Genomic DNA, 22,738 nt, shown 5'->3' with positions numbered 1-22,738 from the left:
GCACTGACCGGCCTTCCCGGAACGCCGTCTGGAATGTGGGAGGCGACCACCGGATCCTGGGTATCGGGTGGGTTCACGTACCGGTCGCGATTCGGGCTGGCCGCTGGTAACACAGCTCTAAGCGTTGAGGACGCGTCTTTTAACCAGCTGGCGGCAGGCTCTGGCTGGCGAGCACCTTTGCGGAGTTCTCGTTCGCGCGTCCTGGTGACTCCACCAACAAGGTCTTCATGGACGGCTCCACCGGTGATCTCCAGGGGACGTGGACGCTCAACGGTTCATCCATCAAGTCGTTCATCATCGATCACCCGGTGCACGAAGACCGATACTTGGCGCATGCCTGCACCGAGAGCCCGAACGCGGGAGTCGAGTACTGGGGCGAGACGACCCTGGACGACGCCGGGCAGGCGATCGTCACACTGCCCGACTATTTCGAGGCGCTTACCCTGAAGGATGGCCGTGCTGTTGCGGTCAACACCCGCACCGATGAGATCCGCAACGCGTCGGCCACCTACCCGACGGACGGAACGTTCCGCATCCACGGCGCCCCCGGCGTCCGTATGACGTGGATCGTCGCCGCGCGCACCGGCCCGGAGGTCGCCGATCCAGCCAGAGGCGAGTATCACGTTCAGGAGGTGCCGCTGACGGCCGCCGGGATCGCGTCGATCGATTTGAAGCCTGAGCAGGTGGCCGAGTTGCTGGCCGAGCACGAATCTGGGGTGTTCACGCTGGTCGACGCTCGCACGGGCATGGACCTGTAGACGGTCGCCGTTGCGCGACACACCTCAAGGGTAGAGCGGCCTCCGTCCCTCCTGCGTGGAGGGCCGGAGGCCGGTTCGTTGCGGCTCGGTCTATCGGTTCGGGCGGCCCAGGTCGGCCCACCAACAGTCACCGCCCTCGCACGTGATGTCCGGCGGCTCGTCACTCGACGGCGCCTTCGCCTCCCGGTCGTGCGCGACCGGGGCCCTGCGCTCAGGGGCCGAGCGGTCGTCCGGCGTGCCGGCCAGCCCGACCAACGCCATCCCGAGCACGAGCAACCAGCCAATACCGCTGTCCTTGGACTTCAACGATCACTCCTCAATTCCGCGCAGCGCCACGGACACCCGAGCCGTCACACACATGGCACACACGCCACCGGTCCGAGAAAGGGCTGTAATGCGGCCGCCTGTGCACCGGCGGCACCTCCTCTCCCGGTGGGAGCAGATCGTGAGGGTCGTCAAGCGGCGTATCGACTCGGGTGAGTATCCGCCCGGCCGCATGATCACGGAGCGGGCCGTGGTCGAGGAGTTCGGCGTGGCGAAGGTCACGGCCAGGAAGGCGATCGCGGGGTTGCGCGAGCGGGGGTTGGTCTACACGCGGCCGAACTTGGGGTCGTTCGTTGGCCCGGAGCCGCCCGACGATGAAGATTGATCGTTTTGGCGCGACCACGCCCCGTCACCGATCCGGGTGGCGGGGCGTTTCATGATCGTGCGTCACCCATGCGTCATGATCTTGAGATGTCGTGAGACACCCTGAGACATGCAGAGACATATTGACATATTCTGTTGTCCCGCTGCTGGTCAAAGCCATGATTCACTCCTTGACCAGCAGGGCCACGCACTCCACGTGGTGGGTCATCGGGAAGGCGTCGAAGGCCCGCAGCTCCGTCAGGGGGTAACCGCGTTCGGCCAGCCAGGCCAGGTCGCGGGCGAGGGTGGCGGGGTCGCAGGAGACGTACACGATGCGCAGGGCGTCCAGCGCGGCGATCCGGTCCACCACGTCGCGCCCCAGCCCCGCCCGCGGCGGGTCCACCACCACCACGTCCGCCCGCTCGATCTGGAAGCGGTCCAGGGCCTCCTCCACCCGACCCCGCTCCACCCGGGCCTGCGGCAGGTCGCGCAGGTTGGCGCGGGCGTCGCGGACGGCGGCCGCCTCCGACTCCAGCCCGAACACCGCACCGGACGGCCCCACGGCCTCCGCCAGGCCGGCCGCGAACAGGCCCACCCCGCAGTAGAGGTCGAGCGCCCACTCCCCCGGCTCCACCGCCGCGTAATCCAGCACCGCCTCCAGCAGCGTCTCGGCCGCGCCCGGGTGCACCTGCCAGAAGCCGCTGCCGGCCACCCGGAACTCCCGGTCTCCCACGTGCTCGTGCAGCACGCCGGAGCCACGCCGTGGCACCGTACGGCCCTTGCCCTGGTCGAGCAGGATCGAGGCGGGCGCTTCCAGGTCGGGCACGGCGACGCTGCGCCGGGGCCGGGGGGAGACCACCACGGCCCGGTCGCCGCCCGAGGAGGCGATGACCTCGACGCCGGCCGCCCCCGGCCAGGTGTGCTGCTCCGCCCCGACCGCCTCCACCTCGGGGTGGGCGATCAGGCAGGCGTCCACGAGCTCGATCTCGTGCGAGCGGTGCCGGCGGAAGCCCAGCTCACCGTCCGGCCGGGCGGCGAACTGCACTCGGGTACGCCAGCCGAGCCCGTCCTTGGCGCCCGGCATCTCCTCCACCACGACCTCGCGCTCGATGCCCGCGAGCCGGTGCAACTGCTCGGCCACGACCTGCGCCTTGAGCCGTCGCTGGGCCTCCAGGGTGGCGTGCTGCCAGTCGCACCCGCCGCAGCGGCCCGGCCCCGCGTACGGGCAGGGCGGGACGACACGGTCGGGCGAGGCCTCAAGGATCTCCACCGCGTCGGCCCGCAGGAACCGGGTGGTCTCCTCGGTGACGTCGGCGATGACGCGTTCGCCGGGCAGGGCGTGGCGGACGAACACCACGCGCCCCTCGTGTCGTGCCACACACCAGCCACCGTGGGCGACCGGACCTACCGTCAGCTCGAGAGATGCCTGTTTCACACCGGGTACCTTAGCGCCCCCGCCGGGATGACTACTTTTCCGACTTGATCCGCTACGGTGGGCGATCGCTCAGCGGCTCCTGATCTGCTCCCCGTTCTCCTGCACCGACTCATACCAGGGGCGGCGCACCGACCCGGGCGCGAACGGCTCCGGCCTGCCCTTGAGCCGGTCGGAGGAGTGGAGCTGCCACGGCACGCTCGTCACCATGACCCCCGGCTTGAACAGCAGCCGCGCCTTCAGCCGCAACGCGCTCTGGTTGTGCAGCAGGTGCTCCCACCAGTGGCCGACCACGTATTCGGGGATGAACACCGTCACAACATCACGCGGCGAGCGCCTGCGCAGCGTCTTGACGTAGTCGAGGATCGGCTGCGTGATCTCCCGGTACGGCGAGTCCAGCATCTTCAGCGGCACCTGGATGCCCCGCCGCTCCCACTCCTCCTGCAGCTTGCGCGCCTCCTCGCCCTCCACGCCCACGGTGACGGCCTCCAGTGAGGAGGGCCGGGTGGCACGGGCGTAGGCGAGCGCGCGCATGGTCGGCTTGTGCAGCTTGGAGACCAGCACGATCGAGTGGTTGCGCGCGGGCAGCATGGCCGGCTCGTAGTCCTCGGAGAGCTCCAGCTCGGCCGCCACGTTGTCGTAGTGGCGCCTGATGGCCTTCATCATGAGGAACAGGATCGGCATGGCGATGCACACGATCCACGCCCCCACCAAGAACTTCGTCAGCAGCACGACCACCAGCACCAGCCCCGTCATGATCCCGCCGAAGAAGTTGATCACGCGGGAGCGGTGCATCTGGTGGCGGACCTTGGCGTCGGTCTCGGTCTTCAGGTGGCGCGTCCAGTGGATGACCATGCCGGTCTGGCTGAGCGTGAAGGAGACGAAGACGCCGACGATGTAGAGGTTCAGCAGGCGGCTGACGTCGGCCTGGAACCCCCACAGCAGCAGGCACGCGCCGAGCGCCAGGATGATGATGCCGTTGGAGAAGGCCAGCCGGTCGCCGCGGGTGTGCAGCTGGCGCGGCAGGTAACGGTCCTGCGCCAGGATCGAGCCGAGCACGGGGAAGCCGTTGAAGGCGGTGTTGGCCGCCAGGAAGAGGATCAGCGCCGTCACCGCCGAGATCACCACGAACGGCAGCGATCCGCCCCCGAACACCGCGTCGGCCACCTGCGAGATGATCGGCTGCTGGTAGTAGCCGGGGCCGACCGGGGTGCCGTCCGGCCGGAGCAGGTCCTCGGGGACCACGGAGGGCTCGGCCACCTTCACCCCCGCGGCCAGGCCGAGCGCGATGATGCCGCCGAACATGGTGATCGCCACCAGGCCCATCATGAGCAGCGTGGTTGCGGCGTTCTTGCTCTTGGGTTTGCGGAAGGCGGGCACGCCGTTGCTGATGGCCTCGACACCGGTCAGGGCCGCGCAGCCGGAGGAGAACGCGCGCAGGATGAGGAAGGCCGCGGCGAAGGTGGCCAGGTTGGTCTGCTCGGGTTTGACGGTGAAGTGCGCGCTCGGCGCGTGGATCTGCTCGCCCAGCACCAGCAGCCGGAACCCGCCCCAGAGGATCAGCGCCAGCACAGCGATCATGAACGCGTACGTGGGCACGGCGAAGGCCGCCCCGGACTCGCGGATGCCCCGCAGGTTGACCACGGTGAGCAGGATGACGATGGCGATGGCGACGGCGGGCTTGTGCTGGCCCACGAACGGGAGGGTGGCACCGACGTAGTCGACGCCGTTGGCGACCGACACCGCGACCGTCAGCACGTAGTCGACCATGAGGGCGCTGGCCACGGTGAGCCCGGCGTTCTTGCCCAGGTTGGTGGTCGCCACCTCGTAGTCACCGCCGCCGCTGGGATAGGCGTGCACATTCTGCCGGTACGACGCCACGACCGTGAGCATCACGACCACGACGGCCATGGCGACCCAGGGGCTGTAGGCGTAGAAGGAGACCCCGGCCAGCGACAGGATGACCAGAATCTCCTGAGGCGCGTACGCCACGGAGGAGAGCGCGTCGCTGGCGAAAACGGGCAGGGCGATGCGTTTGGGCAGGAGTTGCTCGTGAAGCTGCCCGCTACGCAGGGCGCGCCCCACGAGCACGCGTTTGACAAGATCCGTTACCTTCGCCACGTAACGAGATGCTAGCCCCACGCCGAGGCCCTAAACGCGGCGCTCCCCCATCAGGCCATACTGTTGTCCAGCAACCGGCCGACCGCGAGCATGCGGGGGGAAATGCATATAGTGATCATGGGGTGTGGCCGGGTCGGATCGACCCTGGCACACATCCTCGAGGACAGCGGCCATTCCGTCGCCATCATCGACCGCGACCCGCAGGCCTTCCGCCGGCTGCGCGCCGGGTTCCGCGGGCGCCGGGTGACGGGCGTGGGCTTCGATCGCGACGTGCTCACCGAGGCGGGTGTCGAGTCGGCCGCGGCCTTCGTCGCGGTCTCCAGCGGCGACAACTCCAACATCATCTCCGCCCGGGTGGCGCGGGAGACGTTCGGTGTCGACAACGTGGTGGCCCGCATCTACGACCCCCGCCGGGCCGAGGTCTACCAGCGGCTGGGCATCCCCACGGTGGCGACCGTGCGGTGGACGGCCGACCAGATCCTGCGCCGCATCCTGCCGGAGGGCGCCGAGCCGCTCTGGCGCGACCCCACCGGCACGGTGGTCCTGGCCGAGGTCACCGTGCACCAGGGCTGGATCGGCACCCGCGTCCTGGCCCTCGAAGAGCGCTCCAGGACGCGTGCCGCCTTCATCAACCGCATGGGCGAGGCCCTCACCATCACGGAGGACACCGTGATACAGGAGGGTGACGTGCTGCACGTCATCGCCACCGAAAGCGACATGGACCGGATCAACAAGGTGCTCGCCGCGGCGCCGGAAGAGGAAGAGTGATGCGCGTCGCCATCGCCGGGGCGGGCGCCGTCGGCCGCTCCATAGCGGCCGAGCTCCTGGAGAACGGCCACGAGGTCCTGCTCATCGACGTCGACCCGCGCGCGATCAAGATCGACAGCGTGCCGCGCGCCGAGTGGCTGCTGGCGGACGCCTGCGAGATCGCCTCCCTCGACGAGGCCGGGCTCAACAACTGCCACGTCGTGGTCGCCTCCTCGGGCGACGACAAGGTCAACCTGGTCGTGTCGCTGCTGGCCAAGACCGAATACGGGGTGCCGCGCGTGGTGGCCCGCATCAACCACCCGAACAACGAGTGGCTCTTCAACGAGTCGTGGGGCGTGGACGTGGCCGTCTCGACGCCGCGCCTGCTGAGCGCGCTGGTCGAGGAGGCGGTGAGCGTGGGCGACCTGGTGCGCCTGATGACGTTCCGCCAGGGCCAGGCCAACCTCGTGGAGCTCACCCTGGCCGAGGACGCGCCGGTGGTGGGCCAGCGGGCGGGCTCGGTGCCGTGGCCGGTGGACTCGGCACTGGTGGCGATCCTGCGGGAGGGCCGGGTCCTGGTCCCGACGGCGGACGACCCGCTGGAGGCGGGCGACGAGCTGCTGTTCGTGGCCAACCAGGAGGTCGAGCAGGACCTGGCCCACCTCCTTTCCCAGCACTGACGGCGCCCACCGGGAGGCGCCCCGCCCGGCGCCTCCCGGATTCCCCTGTTCACAGTCGTGGCGGCGAGGGAAGAGGGGGACGATGGACCTCACCGTGATCCGGGCGCGGGTCGGCGAAGCGCGCGTGGCCCGCCTGGCGACCGTCGGCGCCGACGGCGCGCCGCATCTGGTGCCCGTGACGTTCGCCGTGCGGGGCGAGGTCGTGGTGACCGCCGTGGACCACAAGCCGAAGACCTCCACCGACCTGCGGAGGCTGCGCAACATCCGGCACAACCCGAAGGTGAGCGTCCTCGTCGACCATTACGACGAGGACTGGACCCGGCTCTGGTGGGTCCGCGGGGACGGCACCGCGGCCGTCCACGACGGCGGACCGGCCTGGGAGGACGCCGTCGCCGCCCTGACCGGCAAATACCACCAATATCGGCAGCGCACGCCGAGCGGGCCGGCCATCGTGATCGCCATCAGCCGCTGGTCCGGCTGGGCGTACTCGGGTTAGCCCGATGGTCTCGGCACCCATCCGCCTCGGAGTCCCGCTCTCGCTGTCCGGCGGCTTCGCCCGTTTCGGCGCGCAGGCCCGGCGCGGCCTGCTGGTGTGGCAGTCCTTCCAGGACGGCGTGGAGCTGGTCATCGAGGACGACCGGAGCGATCCGGACGCCCTGGAGCACGTACTGCGGCGCCTGTCGCGGCGCTGCGACCTGTTGCTGGGGCCCTACTCGACGCGGCTGACGCGGCGCGCGGGCGATCTCGCCGCCGCGTCCGGCCTCCTGCTCTGGAACCACGGCGGTTCGGGCGACGACGTCGAGCGGGCCCATCCCGGCCATGTGGTCTCGGTGCCGACCCCGGCCAGCCGGTACGCCGATCCCTTCGTCCGGCGTCTGGCCGCCTTCCCGGCGGCTCCCCATCTCTGGATCGTCCAGGGCAGGGGCGGCTTCGGGCGGCAGGTGACCGCCGGGGCTGAGAGGATGGCCCGCTCGATCGGGCTGTCCTGTACCCGCCTGGGGCGTGGGGAGAGCCTGCCCCGGGAGATCGGCGAGCCTTGGAGCCTGTTCTGCGCCGGTGCCTTCGAGGAGGACGTCGAGACGGTGAGGCGGGCACGGGCGATGAGGACACCGCCGGTGGAGGTGTGCGCGGTCGCGGCGGGCGTCCGCGAGTTCGGCACGGCGATCGCCGACCCGGTGGGCATCCACGGCGTCGGCCAATGGGCCCCCGGCGCCGCCCCCGTGGCGGAGCTCGGCATCCCGGAGTCCGACTTCCTGCCCCGCTACGAAGATCTCGCCGGCGCCGTACCGGACTACCCGGCCGTACAGGCGGTGGCCGCCGCCACCATCGCCACCCACTGCGCGACGCTGGCAGACGGCACCGCACGGGAGGCACTCTGGTCAGCGGCCTCGGCCCTGGACACGACGACCCTCTTCGGCCCGTTCAGGATCGACCCGAGCACGGGCCTCCAAACCGGCCACCAGGCCCTACTGACCCGTTGGGCCACCACCGGACCGGTCATCCAGCGCTGACCCCGCCTCTCGGGGGGCGGGCAGGCGGCGGGATGTGACCGCCGCCTTGGCTCCACCCGGCTAGCTACCAGGCACGAACGCCGCCTACGGAACCTGCGCCCCCTCGCTCGGGACCTCGTCCCACACGTGCGCCCCGGCCGATTCGTTGGTGTCGGCCAGCACGCAGCCGGCCTTGTTGGCCGCCGCGAACATGGGCGCGACGAAGTCCAGGAAGCGCGGCTCCTGGCTGGCGCACGGAGTGCGATGCGGCCCGGCGAAGTCGTCGTCCGCCAGCGCGGGCCCCGCGGCCAGGAGCAGCGCGGCGGCGGTGACGGTCGCGGCGGTAACGGCTCGTCTGTACATGATGGTCCCCCGATACGATGGATGATGATCGTTCGGCAGCTTCATACCCTCGCAAGTGGATCAAGAGCTTAAGGGATTGACCCCGAGCTCTTTACCTCGCCAGTCCCGCCCCCACCCCGGACCCGCCGCACCGGGCCCGAGACGGCACGGCTGTCGATGAGAACCCGCGCCACCTGCCGCCAGGGCCCCTGTCTCGCTCCAACTACGCGGCCTCCGCGGCCGTTTCGTCATCTCCCAAGACCCCCCGGGGGGCCGGCCTGCCCCGTGGCATCCTGGACTTCTTGGACGTTCAGTCCAGAAGTTCGTGGAGCCAGGCACGCTCGGCACGGCTGGTGGCGCGGGCGATGACGAGCATCCCGCGACGGTAGGGGTCGTCCATGTCGCCCGCCCGCAGCGGCTGGTCCCGGTCGTAGAAGAAGCTCGCGGGCTGCTCCAGGAACTCCAGGCGGCGGCGCAGCACAGCGTTGCGGGCGGCGACGTCCGGAAGCAAGGAGAGGAACGCCAGGATGGTGAAATAGCGGGTGCTGTCGGTGATGTCGTGGTCAGCGGGCTCTCGCAGGCGCCGGAGCAGCTCGTCGTGGCCGTCCTCGGTGAGGCTCAGCACGTATCGCTGAGCGGCCGAAGCACCCGGCTCGGCCCGCCGCTCCAGCAGACCCGCCTTGGCCAGCCGGTTGATCGCCGGATAGAGGCTGCCGTCACTGACCGGCCGGGTGTGCCCGGACAGCCCCGCGACCTTCTGACGGAGCTGATATCCGTGTTGCGGCCCCTCGGCCAGGAACCCCAGGATCGCCAGCTCCAGCATGCTGATAGTGTGCCACATCGAACCGATGTATATCGAATCGAGGTATGGCACAATGATCTACACCGAGGAATGGGTCGCGGAGCAGGCACGGGCGTCCTACGAGCAGGGGCGGGCGTCGTTCGAGGTCCGTCCGGAACGGTCGGCGCTGCTGGTCATCGACATGCAGGACGAGTTCGTCCGGCCCGGCTGGAGTCCGTACTGGGTGCCTGCCGCGACTCGGATGGCTCCCAGGTTGCGACGGCTCATCGAGCGCTGCCGAGACGTCGGCGTGCCCGTGATCTGGACCATCTTCGACGACACCCACCTCGGGCTCGATCGCCCGCACGCCCTGCGCTACCTGCCGCACGCCCGCACCGAGTGGCGCAGACCGGGTCCGGGCGAGGTCTGGGACGAGATGGGTTACCGCGACGACGAGGTCCTGATCCGCAAGCCCTCCTACGGGGCGTTCTACGACACCCCGCTCGACACGATCCTGCGCAACCTCGGCCGGGACACCGTCATCGTCACCGGGACGCTCACCAACTACTGCTGCGGCACCACCGCCCGGCAGGCCTACGAGCGCGGGTATCAGGTCGTGTTCGGCGCGGACGTCACGGCCACCGACGACGAGTCCCGCCAGGAGCCCGAACTCGCCGTCCTCCGCAAGGGCTTCGCCCTGGTCCTACCGGCCGAGGAGATCATCGCACTGCTGAAGCCGACACCGCAGTCCGTCGCCACGCGCTGAAGGTCCCGCGGAGCCGCTGCCCGCCGGAAGGATCCGCTCCCGGAGCCCCAGGACCCTAACCCCGGGCACCATGACCACACATCAGGCGAACCCCCAGCCCACATGGCGTCGCCTCAGAGCGAACGAGGGTCGCCCGAGGTCGCGCGCCGTGGCCCCGGGGTGGACGTTGTCGCCCGGGGCCGTTGCCATTGCCTCAGGCCGGAGCGACCGGGGCTTTGATGGGGGTGCGGCCGCGGCCGAGGAGCCAGAGCATGGCGGCGAGGGCGGCCACCTGGAGCGGCCAGCCCATGACGATCTTGGCGAACCCGAGCGCCGCCACCGCCTCATCCCCACCGCCGAACAGGTAAACAGGCCCCTGTACGGCCACCCGCACCGCGCACGGCAGCATCAGCAGCCATGTCAGCCGCGTGCACAGCCTCACGATGCCGGGGTCCTTGTGCCAGCCGGTCGGGTCGCCGGTGACCGACCCGATCAGGAAGCCCACGACCGGCCACCGGGCGACGATCGATATCAGCATCGCCACCATGTATCCGGCGTTGTAGAGGATGCCGGGCAGAAAGTAGTCCTTCGCGTCGCCGCTGCGGCTGGCGAAGAACGCGCCGATCGCGATCCCGATCAGGCTGTTGATCACGAACTGCGGCGTCGACCGCTGCACGATCCTGACCAGCAGCAGCACCACCGACAGCGCGATGCTGATGATCAGGGACATCTTCAGGTCCTCGGTGCTGATCCACGTCACCGTGAACGTGATCGTCGGCACCGCCGCCTCGATGATGCCGCGCACCCCGCCGAAGGCCTTGGCGAGCTGGGCTCGCACCGCCGCCTCAACGGTGTCGTGGGCGACCTCTTCCGCCTCAGCACTCACCTGATCAACTCCCTGGGCGCAGCTCGTATCGCGGATTGAACATCACTTTGCGCCCATCCTGCATGCTGACCAGCCCCTCGGCCTTCACCGTGCGGCCGGGCTCGATGCCCGCTATCTTGCGGCGGCCGAGCCAGACCAGGTCGATCACGTCGGACCCGTCGTAGAGCTCGGCCTCGAGAGCGGGGGCGCCGCCCCTCGGGCGCAGTGTCACTGTACGTAGCGTACCCGCTACGCAGAACCGCCGACGACCGCCACACGACGCGATCGGCGTCGCGCCGACTTCATCGGCGTCCTCGCGCAGCTCCTGGGCCTCGATCTCGGACTGGGGCGATGCCAGCCGACTGAAGAACCCACGCAATCCCCCGCGTTTGGGGGGCTCTGCCGTACTCATGATGACTCAGCCTATGTGATATCAGCTCTCAGCGAATCTCTGAGATTTCAGGTCCTCGCTTGAACGGGTTGAGTCCCGGGCGCTGATCCGCCGTCTCACCCGCCTGCTCGTTGGGCCGGCGCAGCGGGATCGGCTCCTCGCGGGCCATCGGCTCGTCGCCGCGTACGACCACGACATCCTTGATGAAGTCGATGAACGCCCCGGAGACGGCCTCGTCATGCGCGCCCTCGCCGGAGATCACCGCGAGCAGGAACCACCGCGGCCCGTCGATCCCGATGTATCGGGCCGGCCGCGGCGCGCCCTCGGCCTTGATCTCGCCGCTCAGCTCGCTGCCGAACGGCCCCTCCTGCTCCGTCAGGTCCTTCGCCTGCGACCGGATCTTGGTCTTGACCTCGTCCCAGAGGCCCGAGCTACGCGGCGCGGCCAGGGCCTGGAGCTGCAGCGTGCTGTCCTCGTAGAGAATGACCACGCCGACGTGCTGGTCTCCGACGGAGGCCAGCCGTACGTCGAAGTCGGGGTTGTGCGGCAACCGCAGCCCCCCGAGGTCGATCCTGTCGTTGTCCGGATGGGGTTCGTCGGCGTCCCACGGGCCGGACGCACGCGTGGGGGCGGCCGACTCCTGCTCGAACGCCTGCTCCGGCTGCTCACGACGACGACGTCGGAACACTTTCCTCACTCTCCCTGCTCATCGGGCCGCCGACCGGCCCGATCTCCTCAGGCCGCCGAGACGACCATCCATTCACCGGACCGCCTACCGGCCCCATGCCCACCGGGCCGCCGTCCACCGGTCAGCGTCCCGTCGATCCGAACCCGTTGTCGCCGCGCACCGATCCCGGCAGGCGTTCGACCTCGTAGAAGGCCGCGCGCTCGACCCGCTGGACCACGAGCTGGGCCACGCGGTCGCCCCGCTGGAGCCGGAACGGCTCCTTGGCGTCGGTGTTGATCAGCGTCACCTTGATCTCGCCGCGGTATCCGGCGTCCACCGTGCCTGGCGCGTTGACCAGCGTGACCCCGTGCCGGGCCGCCAGCCCGGACCGCGGGTGCACGAACGCGGCGTAGCCGTCGGGCAGGGCGATCGCCACGCCCGTGCGGACCACGGCCCGCTCGCCCGGCAGCAGCTCGACGTCCTCGGCCGTGCGGAGGTCGGCGCCGGCGTCTCCCGGATGGGCGTAGGAGGGCATCGGCAGCTCGGCGTCGAGCCGGTGGATGAGGACCTCGACCTTGCTCAAGGATTCACCTCGTAGTCCTGGTGTTCTGCGACGATGGCGGCGAGGTCGCCGTGCTTGGCGAAATGCTCCATCCCCACCTCTATGAACAGCGCCGCCGCGCGGACGGCGACCGGTCCGCCGGGGGCGCCGATCCGCCCCTCAGCCTCAAGGTACGCCTTTCTGCCCGTGATGCCGTTGCACCAGGCTCGCAGGTGGAGTGTCGTGCCCACGGGAACCGGGAGCAGGTAGTCGGTCTCCAACCGTCCCGTCACATACGGCTTGTGCAACAAATAGACGGACATTCCGATGACCTCGTCCATCGCGGCGGCCAGCACGCCACCATGCGCCAGTCTAGGCGCTCCCTGGTGTGCCTCCCCCACCGTGAACTCGGCCTCCACGGTGGCGCCGTCCGGTGTCCTGGCCGTGAGGTGCAGTCCGGTCGGATGGTCGGTGCCGCAACCGAAGCAGCGGCTGTAGTGGGCGGCCAGCGGGGCACCCGGCGGCGGCGCGCCGGTGGGTGCCGCGGGCACTACGGCGCCCGGCGGCGGGGTGGTGAGGGGGGAACGCGTCACGGGTGACGAGGTTACTCTGTGTCCACCCGTCCGCCGTCCTCGGTGGCCGCTCTCCCCACCCGCGAAAGCCCCTGCCCCCGCCCCTCGGCGTCGCGCCCCTCGGCATCGCGCCCGGGGTCCGGGTCGCCGCCCCGCTCGGCGTCCTCATCGGCCGGCGCGCGGTCGTCGCCTGGCGAGGTCCCGTCGTCGGCGGACGTCTCCCCGAGAGGTGTCGGGGGCCGCGAGGTCGGTCGATGTCGCAGCTCCGGCAGCGCCCGGTAGATGACCGCGGCCACGGGCACCGCCACCGCGGCCCCCGCGATCCCCGCCAGGATGCCTCCGATGGACAGCACCAGGATGATCGCCAGCGGATGGAAGTTGAGCGCCCGACCCACGATCAGCGGCTGCAGCACGTGGTTTTCCAGTTGCTGCTCCACGATCAGGATGCCCAGGAAGATCAGCGCGAGAACGAGCCCCCTGGCGCCCAGCGTGACGAGGGTCGCGACCGTGCCCGCGAAGAAGATGCCGACGATGGGGATGAAACTGGCGAAGAAGATCAGCACGGCCAGCGGCGCCCACAACGGCACCCCCATCCCGGCCAGCACGATCCCCATGACCACCCCGTGCACGGCGGCCACGGCCACGGTGCCCTGGACGTAGTGGGAGAGCGTGGCCCACGCGGCCCGCCCCGCCCGGTCGACCCGCGGCGCCACCCCGCCGAAGGCCCGCAGGAACCACGCCCAGATCCGGTCGCCGTCCTTGAGCAGGAAGAACGTCACGAACAGCAGCAGCACGATGGAGGCCAGCACCTCGAACGCGACCGCGCCCGCGGACAGCACGGTGCCGGTGATGGCCGTGCGCTGCGCGTTGACCAGGGCGGCGACCTCGTCGACATAGCCGGTGATCTGCGCTTCCTTGAGGTGCAACGGCCCGGTGATCAGCCAGTTTTGCACCGATCGGGCGGTCGCCTGCACCTGCTGGACCAGGTTGGGGAACTCCTCGCTCGCCCGCGCCCCCACGAGCCAGCCGGTGCCGGCGAGCACGGCCAGGGCCACCAGCATGGTGATCCAGGTGGCGTAAATCGGCCGCATGCCCGCGTTGCGCAGGCTTCGGGTGAGCGGGAAGAGCAGGGCGGTCAGCAACAGCGCGATCGCCACGGGCAGCGCCACGAACGTGAGCCTGGCGATGACCTGGACGAAGAAGTAGACGACCACGCCGACGAGGATCAGGCACGCGCACCATGCGGCCATCGTGGCCAGCACGGGCGGTACGAGCTTGGTTGGGCGGTCGGGCAGCACGTGTTCAAGACTGGCACGTCCGGCCCGTGGATGCGCGCCCTTAAACGCCCGGTCCTGGTCAGGGGCCGCTTCGCTGTCCGAGAACGACCGCCCACTTCCCCCGAAGCCACCCGAGATCGGACACCCACCCACCGAAGAAACCCCCAAGACCGAAGACCCGCCCCGCCGTAAAACCGCCCAAGACCAGACGCCCGTCCTCGCCGGAGAATCGCCCGAGACCGGACGACCTACGAAGAATCGCCCGGAACCGAAGTCCCGCCCCACCGGAGAATTGTCCGGCAACGGATGCTCACCGCCCGAAGATCGGGTCTGTGCAAGAGATGAACCGCGTGTCACCGTCAAGGTCATGAAGGCAGTGGTGGTCCTGATCGTGCTCGCGTCCCTCATCGGCTTACCCTCCCCCGCATACGCCTCCCGCTCCGGCCTCGCGCTGGACGTCCTCTCCAGCCGCCCCGACCAGGTCACCGGCGGTGACGCCCTGGTCAGGGTCCGCCAGACCCGCGGCGGCGGCACCCCCAAGATCCTGCGCAACGGCGAGGACGTGACCTCGTCCTTCAAGAAGACCGCGGACGGCCTCACCGGCCTGGTCACCGGCCTGGCCGAGGGGGACAACACGATCACGGCCGTCGCCTGGCCGCACAAGCAGACCCTGAAACTCCGCAACCATCCCATAGCGGGCCCCGTCTTCTCGGGCCCGCACCAGTACCCGTTCCTGTGCAAGACCGAGCGCAGCGGCCTCGGCCCGCCGTCGGTGGACAACCAGGACGGCCAGGGCATGCGCGTCGCCGGCGGCTGGAGCCGCGACTGCTTCGCCCCCACGGTGACGGACCGGCTCTACCGTTCGACGGACGGCACGTACAAGCCCATGCCCGCCGGGCGCCCCGCCGACATGGCCACGACCACGCTGCTGGACGGCCGTACGGTCGACTTCGTGGTGCGCCGGGAGCGCGGCGTGATCAACCGCTTCCTCTACTCGATCGCCATGATCGAGGGCGGCTGGAACGGCAGGGCGATCTACCGGTTCGACGGCGGCGTGGCGATCGGCCACGACCAGGGCACGCTCGGCGGCGCCGCCCTCGACCCGTACGGCCTGGGCACGGGCTACGCGATCCTGCACTCCTCCGGCACCCGCACCTCCACCCACTACAACCTGATCCTGGGCGGCGAGACGGCCCTCATGCTCAAGGAGCGCTTCATCGAGCAGTACGGCGTCCCGCTCTACACGGTGGGCGTGGGCGGCTCGGGCGGCGCCATCCAGCAGTACATCTACGGCCAGAACTACGGCGACCGGGTGATCGACGCGGCGATCCCGCAGTATTCCTATCCGGACATGGTCACCCAGACCATCCACGTGGGCGACTGCGAGCTGCTCGAACGGTACATGGACCACAACCCCCGCTGGGCCAGGTGGGACGACAGGACCGCACTGATCGGCATGAACGCCAGTGACACGGTCGCCAACCCGTACACCGGCAGGCCCGGCTCGGACGAGTGCGTGGAGGGCTGGCGCGGCCTGACCCCGCTGACCATGAACCCGCTGTGGACCTCCAACAACGACCCCGAGTGGCAGCGCATGGACCCGCCGGGCGTCAAGGACACCGTGCAGTGGACGCACTGGGACGACCTGCGCAACGTCTACGGCGTGGACGAAAACGGGTACGCCCGCTCCACCTGGGACAACGTGGGCGTCCAGTACGGATTGCAGGCGCTCACCGATGGAGTGATCACCCCGGCCGAGTTCCTCGACGTCAACGCGAAGGCGGGCTCGTGGAAGGAGGCGCCCGAGATGGTCCAGGAGGGCTGCCCGTTCGTGCAGTCCGCCTGCCCCGCCGACCTCGACCCGTGGAGCGCCCGCAACATCGACCTGGGCGACCCGTCCCCCAGGCGCACCGGCGACCCGGTCGCGATCAGGAACGTGGAGCGCAGCGGCCTGGTGTTCAGGGGCGACATCGACATCCCGATCATCGACTGGCGCCACTACCTGGAGGACGAGCTCGACATGCACAACTCGCACCAGTCGTTCGCCTCCAGGCAGCGCATGCTGGACCGCGACGGCCGGGCGGGCAACCAGGTCATCTGGTTCACGGACGCGCGCCCGAACGGGGCGATGTTCGACCAGACGCCCGAGGCGCTGCGGGTGATCGACGCCTGGATGGCCAACATCCGGAAATATCCGGCACGCGGTGTGGTCGGCAACAAGCCGCCCCAGGCCGTGGACCGCTGCTTCGCCACCGACGGCACCCAGATCGCGGCGGGCCCGCACGTCTGGGACGGCATCCTCGACCGCCGCTCCCCCGGCACCTGCACCCGGCACTTCCCGCTCTACTCCACCAGCCGCATCGTGGCGGGCGGCCCACTGGAGGGCGGCGTCTACAAGTGCCGCCTGCAGCCGGTGGACCGGGCCATCGCCAACGGCCTGTACGGGCCCTGGAAACCGGCACAGGACGAGCGCGCACGCCTGAAGCAGATCTTCCCCACGGGAGTCTGCGACTACTGACCCACCGCGGGAGGCGGGCCTACCGGCCCGCCTCCCGCGCGGCGGCCGGCTCGGCCGGGTGCTCGCGCATCGCGCGGATGGGCCCCGTGAGCAGCCACGGCAGCGCCAGGCACGTGCCGCAGGCCGCGACCAGCAGCGTCGGCCTGATCCCGATCACCTCCCCCAGCACGCCGCCGATCAGCCCGCCCAGCGGGACCGTCCCCCAGACGAGGAAGCGCACGGTGGCGTTCATCCGCCCGAGCAGCGCCTCGGGCGTGATGGACTGCCGGAAGCTGAGCTGGGTGACGTTGTAGACGACCACTCCCGCCCCGTAGCAGAACAGGGTCACCACCAGCAGCCCCAGCCGCCAGTCGGCCGCCAGCCACGGCAGCACGAACGTCAGCGGCGCCGGCCCCCCGATCGCCAGCCACATCGCTGGCCCCGGTCCGAGCCACCGGACCAGCCTGGCGTTGACCAGCGCGCCGGCCAGCCCGCCGAGCCCGGTCGTGGCCATCATCAGCCCGATCGTGCCCGCGGCCAGGCCGAGCTCCCTGGACAGCAGCAGCAGGAGCATCGGCTGGGCCATGGCCCAGAACAGGTTCGAGGTGGCGGTGCACCCCGCGATGCGGCGCAGCAGCCGGTGCCCGAGCACGAACCTGACCCCCTCGGCGATCTCCTTGCCCAGCCGGGCGCGGCGCGCCTCCCGGCGGGCCTCCGGCTTGCGGATCGTCGACAGGCACACGGCCGACCAGGCGAACCCGGCGACCGTGGCGAGCAGCGCGTAGGGCGCGGTGAGGAACTGGACGAGGTAGCCGCCCGCGCTCGGCCCGCCGAGTTGCGCCACCGTACGCACGACCTCCAGCGCCGAGTTGCCCTCGACCAGCCGCTCCCGCGCGACCAGGTGCGGCAGGTAGCTCTGGTACGCGACGTCGAAGAAGACGGTGAACACGCCCAGCACGAGCGCCACGGCGTAGAGCTGGTGGACCGACAGCACCCCCAGCCACCACGCCAGCGGCACCGACAGGAGCGCCAGCGCCCGCGCCCAGTCGCTGACGATCATCACGACGCGCTTGCTCAACCGGTCCACGATCGCGCCCGAGGGCAGCCCGATCACCGCGAAGGCCAGCGTCTGGCACGCGGCCAGCAGGCCCACCTCGAATTCGGAGACCCGCAGCGTCGCGACCGCGACCAGGGGCAGCGCCAGCGTGAGGATCTGGGTGCCGACCTGGCTGGCGGTGTCGGCGAGGAACAACCCGCGGAAGTCGTGGTCGCGTAATAGCTCCAATCGGCTCATTCGACGAGCATCGGCGACCGATTGGGAAAAGTCAATCAGTCGCCCGACCACATAAGGTTGCCGTCCATGGGCACCACACGCCGCCCCGCCACCGAGGCCGAGGCCCGCGCGCTGGCCTCCGCCGTACGCCTGCGCATCCTGCGGCTCTGCCTGGACCGGGCACTCACCAACAAGGAGATCGCCGCCCGCCTCGGCGCGAACCCCGCCACGACGCTGCACCACGTACGCAAGCTCGTCGGCACCGGCTTCCTGGCCGCCGAGCCCAGCCGTCCGGGACCGCGCGGCTCCACCGAGATCCCCTACCGCGCCACCGGCAAGTCGTGGCAGATGGACGTCCGCGAGAGCGGCGTGCCCGGCGGCCGCGCGGCGATGCTCGACGCCTTCCTGACGGAGGTCAGACTGGCCGGCGTCGACGAGGGCGCCTACACCAGGCTGGGGCTGAGGCTCACCCCCGAGGGCAGGGCCGAGCTGGACCGGCGGCTGCAGGAGGTGTTCGAGGACTTCGCCGCCCGGGAGCCGGCACCGGACGGCGAGCCCTACTCGCTGTTCCTGGCCATCCACCGCGACACCACGCGCGAGGGCTGAGGAAACAGGAACGCCGGGCGCCCCGAAGGGGAGCACCCGGCGCCCTGCCATCCGGACGTCAGCCCAGGTGGAGCTAGTCGAGGAAGGCGGTGACCTTCAGCGCCTCACCGTATTCCAGGACGAACTCCTCCACGTGCCCGGCGGCACAGATGTCGTCCTGAGCCTGCCGGACGAGCCCGGCCTCCGGCCCGGAGACGGTCAGCCGGGACACCTCCGCCCGCATCGACAGCTTGGCCTCCGACTTGGCCTTGCGCACCTGCCGGAGCACCTCGGAGGCCACGGTCAGGACCGCCGGATCCCCCGTCCCGCGCTCGACCGCGGGCCAGGCGGCCTGGTGCACCGACCCCGCGCGCCACCACGACCACACCTCCTCGGTCACGAACGGCAGGACCGGCGCGAACAGCCGCAGCAGCACGTCGAGCGCCTGCCGCAGCGCGGCGTGGGCGGAGGCGGCCGCCGGGCCCGACTCGTAGGCGCGGGCCTTGACCAGCTCCAGGTAGTCGTCGCAGAACGCCCAGAAGAAGCGTTCGACGGCCTCCAGCGCCCTGGTGTGGTCGTAGGCGGCGAACGCCTCGCCCGCCTCCCGCACGACGTCCGACAGGGCCGCCAGCATCGACAGATCCAAAGGTTCGGTGACCCTGTCCGATCCTTGGCCATCGCTCTCAGCCAGCCCGAGCACGAACCTCGACGCGTTGAGGATCTTGATGGCGAGCCGCCGGCCGATCTTGAGCTGCCCGACGTCGAACGCGGTGTCCACGCCGTAGCGCCCGTTGGCCGCCCAGTAGCGCACCGCGTCGGAGCCGTGCTGCTTGAGCAGGTCGAGCGGGGTGACGACGTTGCCCTTGGACTTGGACATCTTCTTGCGGTCGGGGTCGAGGATCCACCCGGAGATCGCCACGTTGCTCCACGGCGGCGTGCCGAACTCGTAGTGCGACCTGACCATGGTCGAGAAGAGCCAGGTGCGGATGATCTCGTGGGCCTGCGGCCGCAGATCGGCCGGGTATGTCCGCTGGAAGAGGTCGTCGTCGGTGCCCCAGCGGCCGGCGATCTGCGGCGTCAGCGACGAGGTGGCCCAGGTGTCCATGACGTCGGGGTCGGCCATGAACCCGCCGGGCACGCCGCGCTGGTCCTCGGTGTAGCCGGGCGGCGTGTCGGAGGACGGGTCGATCGGCAGCACGTCCTCGGACGGCACGATCGGCTTGTCGTGCAGGGGCTGCCCGGAGTCGTCGAGCGCGTACCACACCGGGATCGGCACGCCGAAGAAGCGCTGGCGCGAGATCAGCCAGTCGCCGGCGAGCCCCTCGACCCAGTTGTCGTAGCGCACCCGCATGTGCGCCGGGTGCCACGCCGGCTCGCGCCCGCGCTCCAGCAGCAGGCGGCGCAGCTCGGCGTCGCGCCCGCCGTTGCGGATGTACCACTGGCGGGTGGTGACGATCTCCAGGGGCTTGTCGCCGCGCTCGTAGAACTTCACCGGGCGCGACACGGGCCTCGGCTCGCCGCCGAGGTCGCCCGCCTCGCGCAGCAGCTCCACGATGCGCTCCCGGGCGCTGTGCACGGTCTTGCCGGCCAGCTCCTTGTACGGCTCCTCCTCCACGCCCTCCGGCGGCTCGGGCAGCAGCCGCCCGTCCCAGCCGATGACCGGCCGGGTCGGCAGGTGCAGCTCCCGCCACCAGGTGACGTCGGTGACGTCGCCGAACGTGCAGATCATGGCGATGCCGGTGCCCTTGTCGGGCTCGGCCAGCCGGTGGGCCAGCACCGGCACCTCGACCCCGAACAGCGGCGTCAGCACCGAGGTGCCGAACAGGTCCTGATAGCGCTCGTCGTCGGGGTGCGCGACCAGCGCCACGCACGCCGGGATCAGCTCCGGCCTGGTCGTCTCGACCCAGACCGGGCCCTTCTCCCCGTAGAAGGAGATCCGGTGGAAGGCGCCGGGCCACTCCCGGTCCTCCAGCTCGGCCTGCGCGACGGCGGTGCGGAAGCTGACGTCCCAGAGCGTCGGCGCCTCGGCGAGGTAGGCCTCGCCGCGCCGCAGGTTGCGCAGGAACGCCCGCTGCGACACCGCCCGCGACTGGTCGCTGATCGTGGTGTAGAGCAGCGACCAGTCCACCGACAGGCCGACCCGCCGCCACACCTCCTCGAACGCCTGCTCGTCGATGGCGGTCAGCCGGTGGCACAGCTCCACGAAATTACGCCGGGAGATGGAGACCTCGCGTTTGCCGGGCTTCTCCGGTGGAACGAAGTCGGGGTCATAGGGCAGCGACGGGTCGCAGCGCACGCCATAGACGTTCTGCACCCGGCGCTCGGTGGGCAGGCCGTTGTCGTCCCACCCGATGGGATAGAAGACGGCCTTGCCGGTCATCCGCTGATAGCGGGCCATGATGTCGGTGTGGGTGAAGGAGAAGACGTGACCGACATGCAGCGAACCCGACACGGTCGGGGGCGGCGTGTCGATGGCGTAAACCTGCTCACGCGGCTTGGAACGGTCGAACCGGTAGACGCCCTCGTCCTCCCAGCGAGCTACCCATACCTGCTCCAAGCCATCGAGGGTCGGCTTTTCGGGCATGGCTGCATGGTGTAGTCGCTGCTGAGTCATGCCTCCTTATGGTACGGCTTCGCCGGGCCGCCAAGCGGTAGAGACTAGTGTTCGTTACAAAGGGGAAGGGAGAGCGGTATGGCGGAGGACAAGCCCGATATCGCCTGGCGGGTGATCGGCGGCTTGGTCGGTCTGGTGACCGCATGGGCGGCGCGGAAGATCCTCGGGTTCGCCTGGAAGAAGGCCACCGGCAAGGAGCCGCCGATCGACAACGACTCGCCCGAGGTGAGCATGGGCGAGGCCATCGGCTACGCCGTGGTCATGGGGGTGGGCATGTCCGTGGCGCAGATCGTGGTCAACCGGACCGCCAAGAAGCGCTACGACGCGTGGAAATCGGTGAAACAGGTGACTCAAGAGCATTGAGAAACTCGTTCGCCCAGCGGTCCACGTCGTAGGTGGCTACCCGGCGGCGCATCGTACGCATCCGCCGGGCCAGCTCGTGCGGCGTGGCCCGCATCGCCGTCAGCATCTGCCGTTTGACGTCCTCCACGTCGTACGGATTGACCAGGTAGGCCTGCCGCAGCTCGTCGGCGGCCCCGGCGAACTCGCTGAGCACCAGCGCGCCGTGCAGGTCGTGGTGGCAGGAGACATATTCCTTGGCCACCAGGTTCATGCCGTCGCGCAGCGGGGTCACCACCATGACGTCGGCGGCGAGATAGAGCGCGGCCAGCTCGTCGTGGTCGTAGGACTGGTGGAAATACTGCACCGGCTGGTAGCCGAGCTGGGCGTGCTCGCCGTTGATCCGCCCGACCTGCAGCTCGATGTCGTCCCGCAGCCGCCGGTATTCCTCCACGCGCTCCCTGCTCGGCGTGGCGATCTGCACGAACACGGCCTCGTTCGGCGCCAGCCGCCCGTCCTTGAGCAGCTCCCCGAACGCCTCCAGCCGCTGCCCGATGCCCTTGGTGTAGTCGAGCCGGTCGACGCCGAGCAGCACGTGCTCGGGATCCCCCAGCTCCATCCTGATCTCCTTGGCACGGCTCACGATCTGCGGGTCGCGCACCAGGGAGTCGAGGTGCGCGAAGTCCACGGAGATCGGGAACGCCTGCGTGGTGACCACCCGGTCGTCCAGGAAGATCTCGTTCCCCTTGTACGGCAGCCCGAGCAGCCGCCGGCACAACCGCCGGAAGTTCGAGGCCCCGCCGGGTAGCTGGAACCCCACCAGGTCCGCCCCGAGCAGCCCTTCGACCAGCTCCTTGCGCCACGGCAGCCGCCAGAACAGCTCGGTCGGCGGGAAGGGGATGTGCAGGAAGAACCCGATGCGCAGGTCGGGCCGGAGCTTGCGGAGCATGGCGGGCACGAGCTGGAGCTGGTAGTCCTGCACCCAGACGACCGCGCCCTTCTCGGCGGCCGCGGCGGCGGCGTTGGCGAAGCGCTCGTTGACGCGCCGGTAGGTCTCCCACATCGTCCGGTGGTAGACGGGCGGCGCCACCACGTCGTGGTAGAGGGGCCACAGGGTGGCGTTGGAGAAGCCCTCGTAGTAGAGCTCGACCTCGCGGGCCGACAGGGGGACGGGAATGAGGTTCATGCCGCCCTGCTCGAACGGCCCCAGCTCCTCGTCGGGCGCCCCGTGCCAGCCGGCCCAGGCTCCGTGGCGGCGTTGCATCACCGGGGCCAGGGCGGTGACGAGTCCCCCGGGGCTCCTGCGCCACGAGGCCGTCCCGTCAGGCTCGATCGTACGGTCCACCGGCAGCCGGTTGGCCACGATCAGAAACGAGCTACGGCCACTCACGCAG

At 70.1% G+C, this 22,738-nt stretch carries 24 protein-coding genes; 10 read left to right on the top strand and 14 right to left on the bottom strand.

Going from position 1 to position 22,738, the window contains the following annotated elements:
* Positions 1-227 precede the first annotated feature (227 nt).
* The gene (locus tag ABGB18_RS09495; RefSeq protein WP_347695026.1) at positions 228-758 is read left to right on the top strand and encodes a hypothetical protein; all 531 of its coding nucleotides are present in this window, start codon (positions 228-230) and stop codon (positions 756-758) included.
* A gap of 90 nt (positions 759-848) precedes the next feature.
* Here the strand turns inward: ABGB18_RS09495 and ABGB18_RS09490 are convergent, their stop codons facing one another.
* Entirely contained in the window at positions 849-1,064 is a 216-nt protein-coding gene (locus tag ABGB18_RS09490; RefSeq protein WP_347695025.1) for a hypothetical protein, read from the bottom strand.
* Positions 1,065-1,203: 139 nt separating this feature from the next.
* Here ABGB18_RS09490 and ABGB18_RS09485 point away from each other — a divergent pair, with 139 nt between their 5' ends.
* Positions 1,204-1,407 (top strand): winged helix-turn-helix domain-containing protein, encoded by a 204-nt coding sequence (locus ABGB18_RS09485; protein WP_347695024.1) that lies wholly within the window; start codon positions 1,204-1,206, stop codon positions 1,405-1,407.
* A gap of 162 nt (positions 1,408-1,569) precedes the next feature.
* Here the strand turns inward: ABGB18_RS09485 and ABGB18_RS09480 are convergent, their stop codons facing one another.
* Both ABGB18_RS09480 and ABGB18_RS09475 read right to left on the bottom strand, forming a co-directional pair.
* Complete coding sequence (locus ABGB18_RS09480; protein ID WP_347695319.1) at positions 1,570-2,799, bottom strand: class I SAM-dependent RNA methyltransferase; 1,230 nt, start codon at positions 2,797-2,799, stop codon at positions 1,570-1,572.
* Positions 2,800-2,889: 90 nt separating this feature from the next.
* On the bottom strand, positions 2,890-4,938 hold the full coding sequence (locus tag ABGB18_RS09475) for an APC family permease (protein ID WP_347695023.1): 2,049 nt from the start codon (positions 4,936-4,938) through the stop codon (positions 2,890-2,892).
* Positions 4,939-5,040: 102 nt separating this feature from the next.
* On the opposite strand from ABGB18_RS09475, the gene ABGB18_RS09470 reads away from it, so the two are divergent.
* From ABGB18_RS09470 to ABGB18_RS09455, 4 genes are all read left to right on the top strand, one after another.
* Complete coding sequence (locus ABGB18_RS09470) at positions 5,041-5,706, top strand: TrkA family potassium uptake protein (protein WP_347695022.1); 666 nt, start codon at positions 5,041-5,043, stop codon at positions 5,704-5,706.
* Positions 5,706-6,365 (top strand): TrkA family potassium uptake protein, encoded by a 660-nt coding sequence (locus ABGB18_RS09465; RefSeq protein ID WP_347695021.1) that lies wholly within the window; start codon positions 5,706-5,708, stop codon positions 6,363-6,365. The genes ABGB18_RS09470 and ABGB18_RS09465 overlap by 1 nt, the downstream gene beginning before the upstream one ends.
* A gap of 82 nt (positions 6,366-6,447) precedes the next feature.
* On the top strand, positions 6,448-6,861 hold the full coding sequence (locus ABGB18_RS09460) for a TIGR03668 family PPOX class F420-dependent oxidoreductase (protein WP_347695020.1): 414 nt from the start codon (positions 6,448-6,450) through the stop codon (positions 6,859-6,861).
* A 4-nt stretch (positions 6,862-6,865) separates the two neighbouring features.
* Positions 6,866-7,876: an ABC transporter substrate-binding protein gene (locus ABGB18_RS09455; protein ID WP_347695019.1), complete on the top strand. Its 1,011-nt coding sequence runs from the start codon at positions 6,866-6,868 to the stop codon at positions 7,874-7,876.
* 84 nt (positions 7,877-7,960) lie between these two features.
* Here ABGB18_RS09455 and ABGB18_RS09450 read toward each other — a convergent pair whose 3' ends face one another.
* Together ABGB18_RS09450 and ABGB18_RS09445 are read right to left on the bottom strand one after the other, a co-directional pair.
* Complete coding sequence (locus ABGB18_RS09450) at positions 7,961-8,218, bottom strand: hypothetical protein (RefSeq protein ID WP_347695018.1); 258 nt, start codon at positions 8,216-8,218, stop codon at positions 7,961-7,963.
* A gap of 289 nt (positions 8,219-8,507) precedes the next feature.
* Entirely contained in the window at positions 8,508-9,020 is a 513-nt protein-coding gene (locus tag ABGB18_RS09445) for a PadR family transcriptional regulator (protein WP_347695017.1), read from the bottom strand.
* Between the two features lie 52 nt (positions 9,021-9,072).
* On the opposite strand from ABGB18_RS09445, the gene ABGB18_RS09440 reads away from it, so the two are divergent.
* Positions 9,073-9,744: an isochorismatase family cysteine hydrolase gene (locus ABGB18_RS09440; protein ID WP_347695016.1), complete on the top strand. Its 672-nt coding sequence runs from the start codon at positions 9,073-9,075 to the stop codon at positions 9,742-9,744.
* 193 nt (positions 9,745-9,937) lie between these two features.
* Here the strand turns inward: ABGB18_RS09440 and ABGB18_RS09435 are convergent, their stop codons facing one another.
* The 6 genes from ABGB18_RS09435 to ABGB18_RS09410 all read right to left on the bottom strand — a co-directional run bounded on the left by ABGB18_RS09435 (position 9,938) and on the right by ABGB18_RS09410 (position 14,057).
* Positions 9,938-10,609, bottom strand: coding sequence for a DUF3159 domain-containing protein (locus tag ABGB18_RS09435; protein ID WP_347695015.1), 672 nt, complete (start codon positions 10,607-10,609; stop codon positions 9,938-9,940).
* A 4-nt stretch (positions 10,610-10,613) separates the two neighbouring features.
* Positions 10,614-11,000 (bottom strand): OB-fold nucleic acid binding domain-containing protein, encoded by a 387-nt coding sequence (locus ABGB18_RS09430; protein ID WP_127935160.1) that lies wholly within the window; start codon positions 10,998-11,000, stop codon positions 10,614-10,616.
* A gap of 28 nt (positions 11,001-11,028) precedes the next feature.
* Positions 11,029-11,667 (bottom strand): DUF3710 domain-containing protein, encoded by a 639-nt coding sequence (locus ABGB18_RS09425; RefSeq protein WP_347695014.1) that lies wholly within the window; start codon positions 11,665-11,667, stop codon positions 11,029-11,031.
* 121 nt (positions 11,668-11,788) lie between these two features.
* Positions 11,789-12,229, bottom strand: coding sequence for a dUTP diphosphatase (gene dut, locus ABGB18_RS09420; RefSeq protein WP_347695013.1), 441 nt, complete (start codon positions 12,227-12,229; stop codon positions 11,789-11,791).
* Positions 12,226-12,780 (bottom strand): PaaI family thioesterase, encoded by a 555-nt coding sequence (locus tag ABGB18_RS09415; protein ID WP_347695012.1) that lies wholly within the window; start codon positions 12,778-12,780, stop codon positions 12,226-12,228. Before ABGB18_RS09415 ends, dut begins: the two co-directional genes overlap by 4 nt.
* Positions 12,781-12,791: 11 nt before the next feature.
* The gene (locus ABGB18_RS09410) at positions 12,792-14,057 is read right to left on the bottom strand and encodes an AI-2E family transporter (RefSeq protein WP_347695011.1); all 1,266 of its coding nucleotides are present in this window, start codon (positions 14,055-14,057) and stop codon (positions 12,792-12,794) included.
* 346 nt (positions 14,058-14,403) lie between these two features.
* Here ABGB18_RS09410 and ABGB18_RS09405 point away from each other — a divergent pair, with 346 nt between their 5' ends.
* Positions 14,404-16,554: a DUF6351 family protein gene (locus tag ABGB18_RS09405; protein WP_347695010.1), complete on the top strand. Its 2,151-nt coding sequence runs from the start codon at positions 14,404-14,406 to the stop codon at positions 16,552-16,554.
* A gap of 19 nt (positions 16,555-16,573) precedes the next feature.
* Here the strand turns inward: ABGB18_RS09405 and ABGB18_RS09400 are convergent, their stop codons facing one another.
* Complete coding sequence (locus ABGB18_RS09400) at positions 16,574-17,827, bottom strand: MFS transporter (protein ID WP_347695009.1); 1,254 nt, start codon at positions 17,825-17,827, stop codon at positions 16,574-16,576.
* A 66-nt stretch (positions 17,828-17,893) separates the two neighbouring features.
* Between ABGB18_RS09400 and ABGB18_RS09395 the strand changes: the two genes are divergently transcribed.
* Positions 17,894-18,412, top strand: coding sequence for a winged helix-turn-helix domain-containing protein (locus ABGB18_RS09395; protein ID WP_347695008.1), 519 nt, complete (start codon positions 17,894-17,896; stop codon positions 18,410-18,412).
* A 73-nt stretch (positions 18,413-18,485) separates the two neighbouring features.
* Here the strand turns inward: ABGB18_RS09395 and valS are convergent, their stop codons facing one another.
* Entirely contained in the window at positions 18,486-20,975 is a 2,490-nt protein-coding gene (gene valS, locus ABGB18_RS09390; RefSeq protein WP_347695007.1) for a valine--tRNA ligase, read from the bottom strand.
* 108 nt (positions 20,976-21,083) lie between these two features.
* Between valS and ABGB18_RS09385 the strand changes: the two genes are divergently transcribed.
* Complete coding sequence (locus ABGB18_RS09385) at positions 21,084-21,368, top strand: DUF4235 domain-containing protein (protein ID WP_347695006.1); 285 nt, start codon at positions 21,084-21,086, stop codon at positions 21,366-21,368.
* On the opposite strand, the gene ABGB18_RS09380 is transcribed toward ABGB18_RS09385, so the two are convergent.
* Positions 21,301-22,734 carry a trehalose-6-phosphate synthase gene (locus ABGB18_RS09380; RefSeq protein WP_347695005.1) on the bottom strand — a complete coding sequence of 478 codons (1,434 nt, stop codon included), beginning with the start codon at positions 22,732-22,734 and terminating at the stop codon, positions 21,301-21,303. The genes ABGB18_RS09385 and ABGB18_RS09380 overlap by 68 nt on opposite strands.
* Positions 22,735-22,738: the final 4 nt, after the last annotated feature.

This window comes from Nonomuraea sp. B12E4 (assembly GCF_039871825.1).
Classification (GTDB): domain Bacteria; phylum Actinomycetota; class Actinomycetes; order Streptosporangiales; family Streptosporangiaceae; genus Nonomuraea.
Note: the sequence above shows the minus strand (reverse complement) of the source record. Positions and strands in the feature narration are given on the sequence as shown.

Coding starts and splice junctions, on each gene's coding strand:
- ABGB18_RS09440 (WP_347695016.1), top strand. CDS start 9,073: ATGATCTACACCGAGGAATGGGTCGCGGAGCAGGCACGGGCGTCCTAC.
- ABGB18_RS09430 (WP_127935160.1), bottom strand. CDS start 11,000: ATGAGTACGGCAGAGCCCCCCAAACGCGGGGGATTGCGTGGGTTCTTC.
- ABGB18_RS09455 (WP_347695019.1), top strand. CDS start 6,866: ATGGTCTCGGCACCCATCCGCCTCGGAGTCCCGCTCTCGCTGTCCGGC.
- valS (WP_347695007.1), bottom strand. CDS start 20,975: ATGCCCGAAAAGCCGACCCTCGATGGCTTGGAGCAGGTATGGGTAGCT.
- ABGB18_RS09445 (WP_347695017.1), bottom strand. CDS start 9,020: ATGCTGGAGCTGGCGATCCTGGGGTTCCTGGCCGAGGGGCCGCAACAC.
- ABGB18_RS09395 (WP_347695008.1), top strand. CDS start 17,894: ATGGGCACCACACGCCGCCCCGCCACCGAGGCCGAGGCCCGCGCGCTG.
- ABGB18_RS09495 (WP_347695026.1), top strand. CDS start 228: ATGGACGGCTCCACCGGTGATCTCCAGGGGACGTGGACGCTCAACGGT.
- ABGB18_RS09405 (WP_347695010.1), top strand. CDS start 14,404: ATGAAGGCAGTGGTGGTCCTGATCGTGCTCGCGTCCCTCATCGGCTTA.
- ABGB18_RS09400 (WP_347695009.1), bottom strand. CDS start 17,827: ATGAGCCGATTGGAGCTATTACGCGACCACGACTTCCGCGGGTTGTTC.
- ABGB18_RS09465 (WP_347695021.1), top strand. CDS start 5,706: ATGCGCGTCGCCATCGCCGGGGCGGGCGCCGTCGGCCGCTCCATAGCG.
- ABGB18_RS09460 (WP_347695020.1), top strand. CDS start 6,448: ATGGACCTCACCGTGATCCGGGCGCGGGTCGGCGAAGCGCGCGTGGCC.
- ABGB18_RS09385 (WP_347695006.1), top strand. CDS start 21,084: ATGGCGGAGGACAAGCCCGATATCGCCTGGCGGGTGATCGGCGGCTTG.
- ABGB18_RS09450 (WP_347695018.1), bottom strand. CDS start 8,218: ATGTACAGACGAGCCGTTACCGCCGCGACCGTCACCGCCGCCGCGCTG.
- ABGB18_RS09470 (WP_347695022.1), top strand. CDS start 5,041: ATGCATATAGTGATCATGGGGTGTGGCCGGGTCGGATCGACCCTGGCA.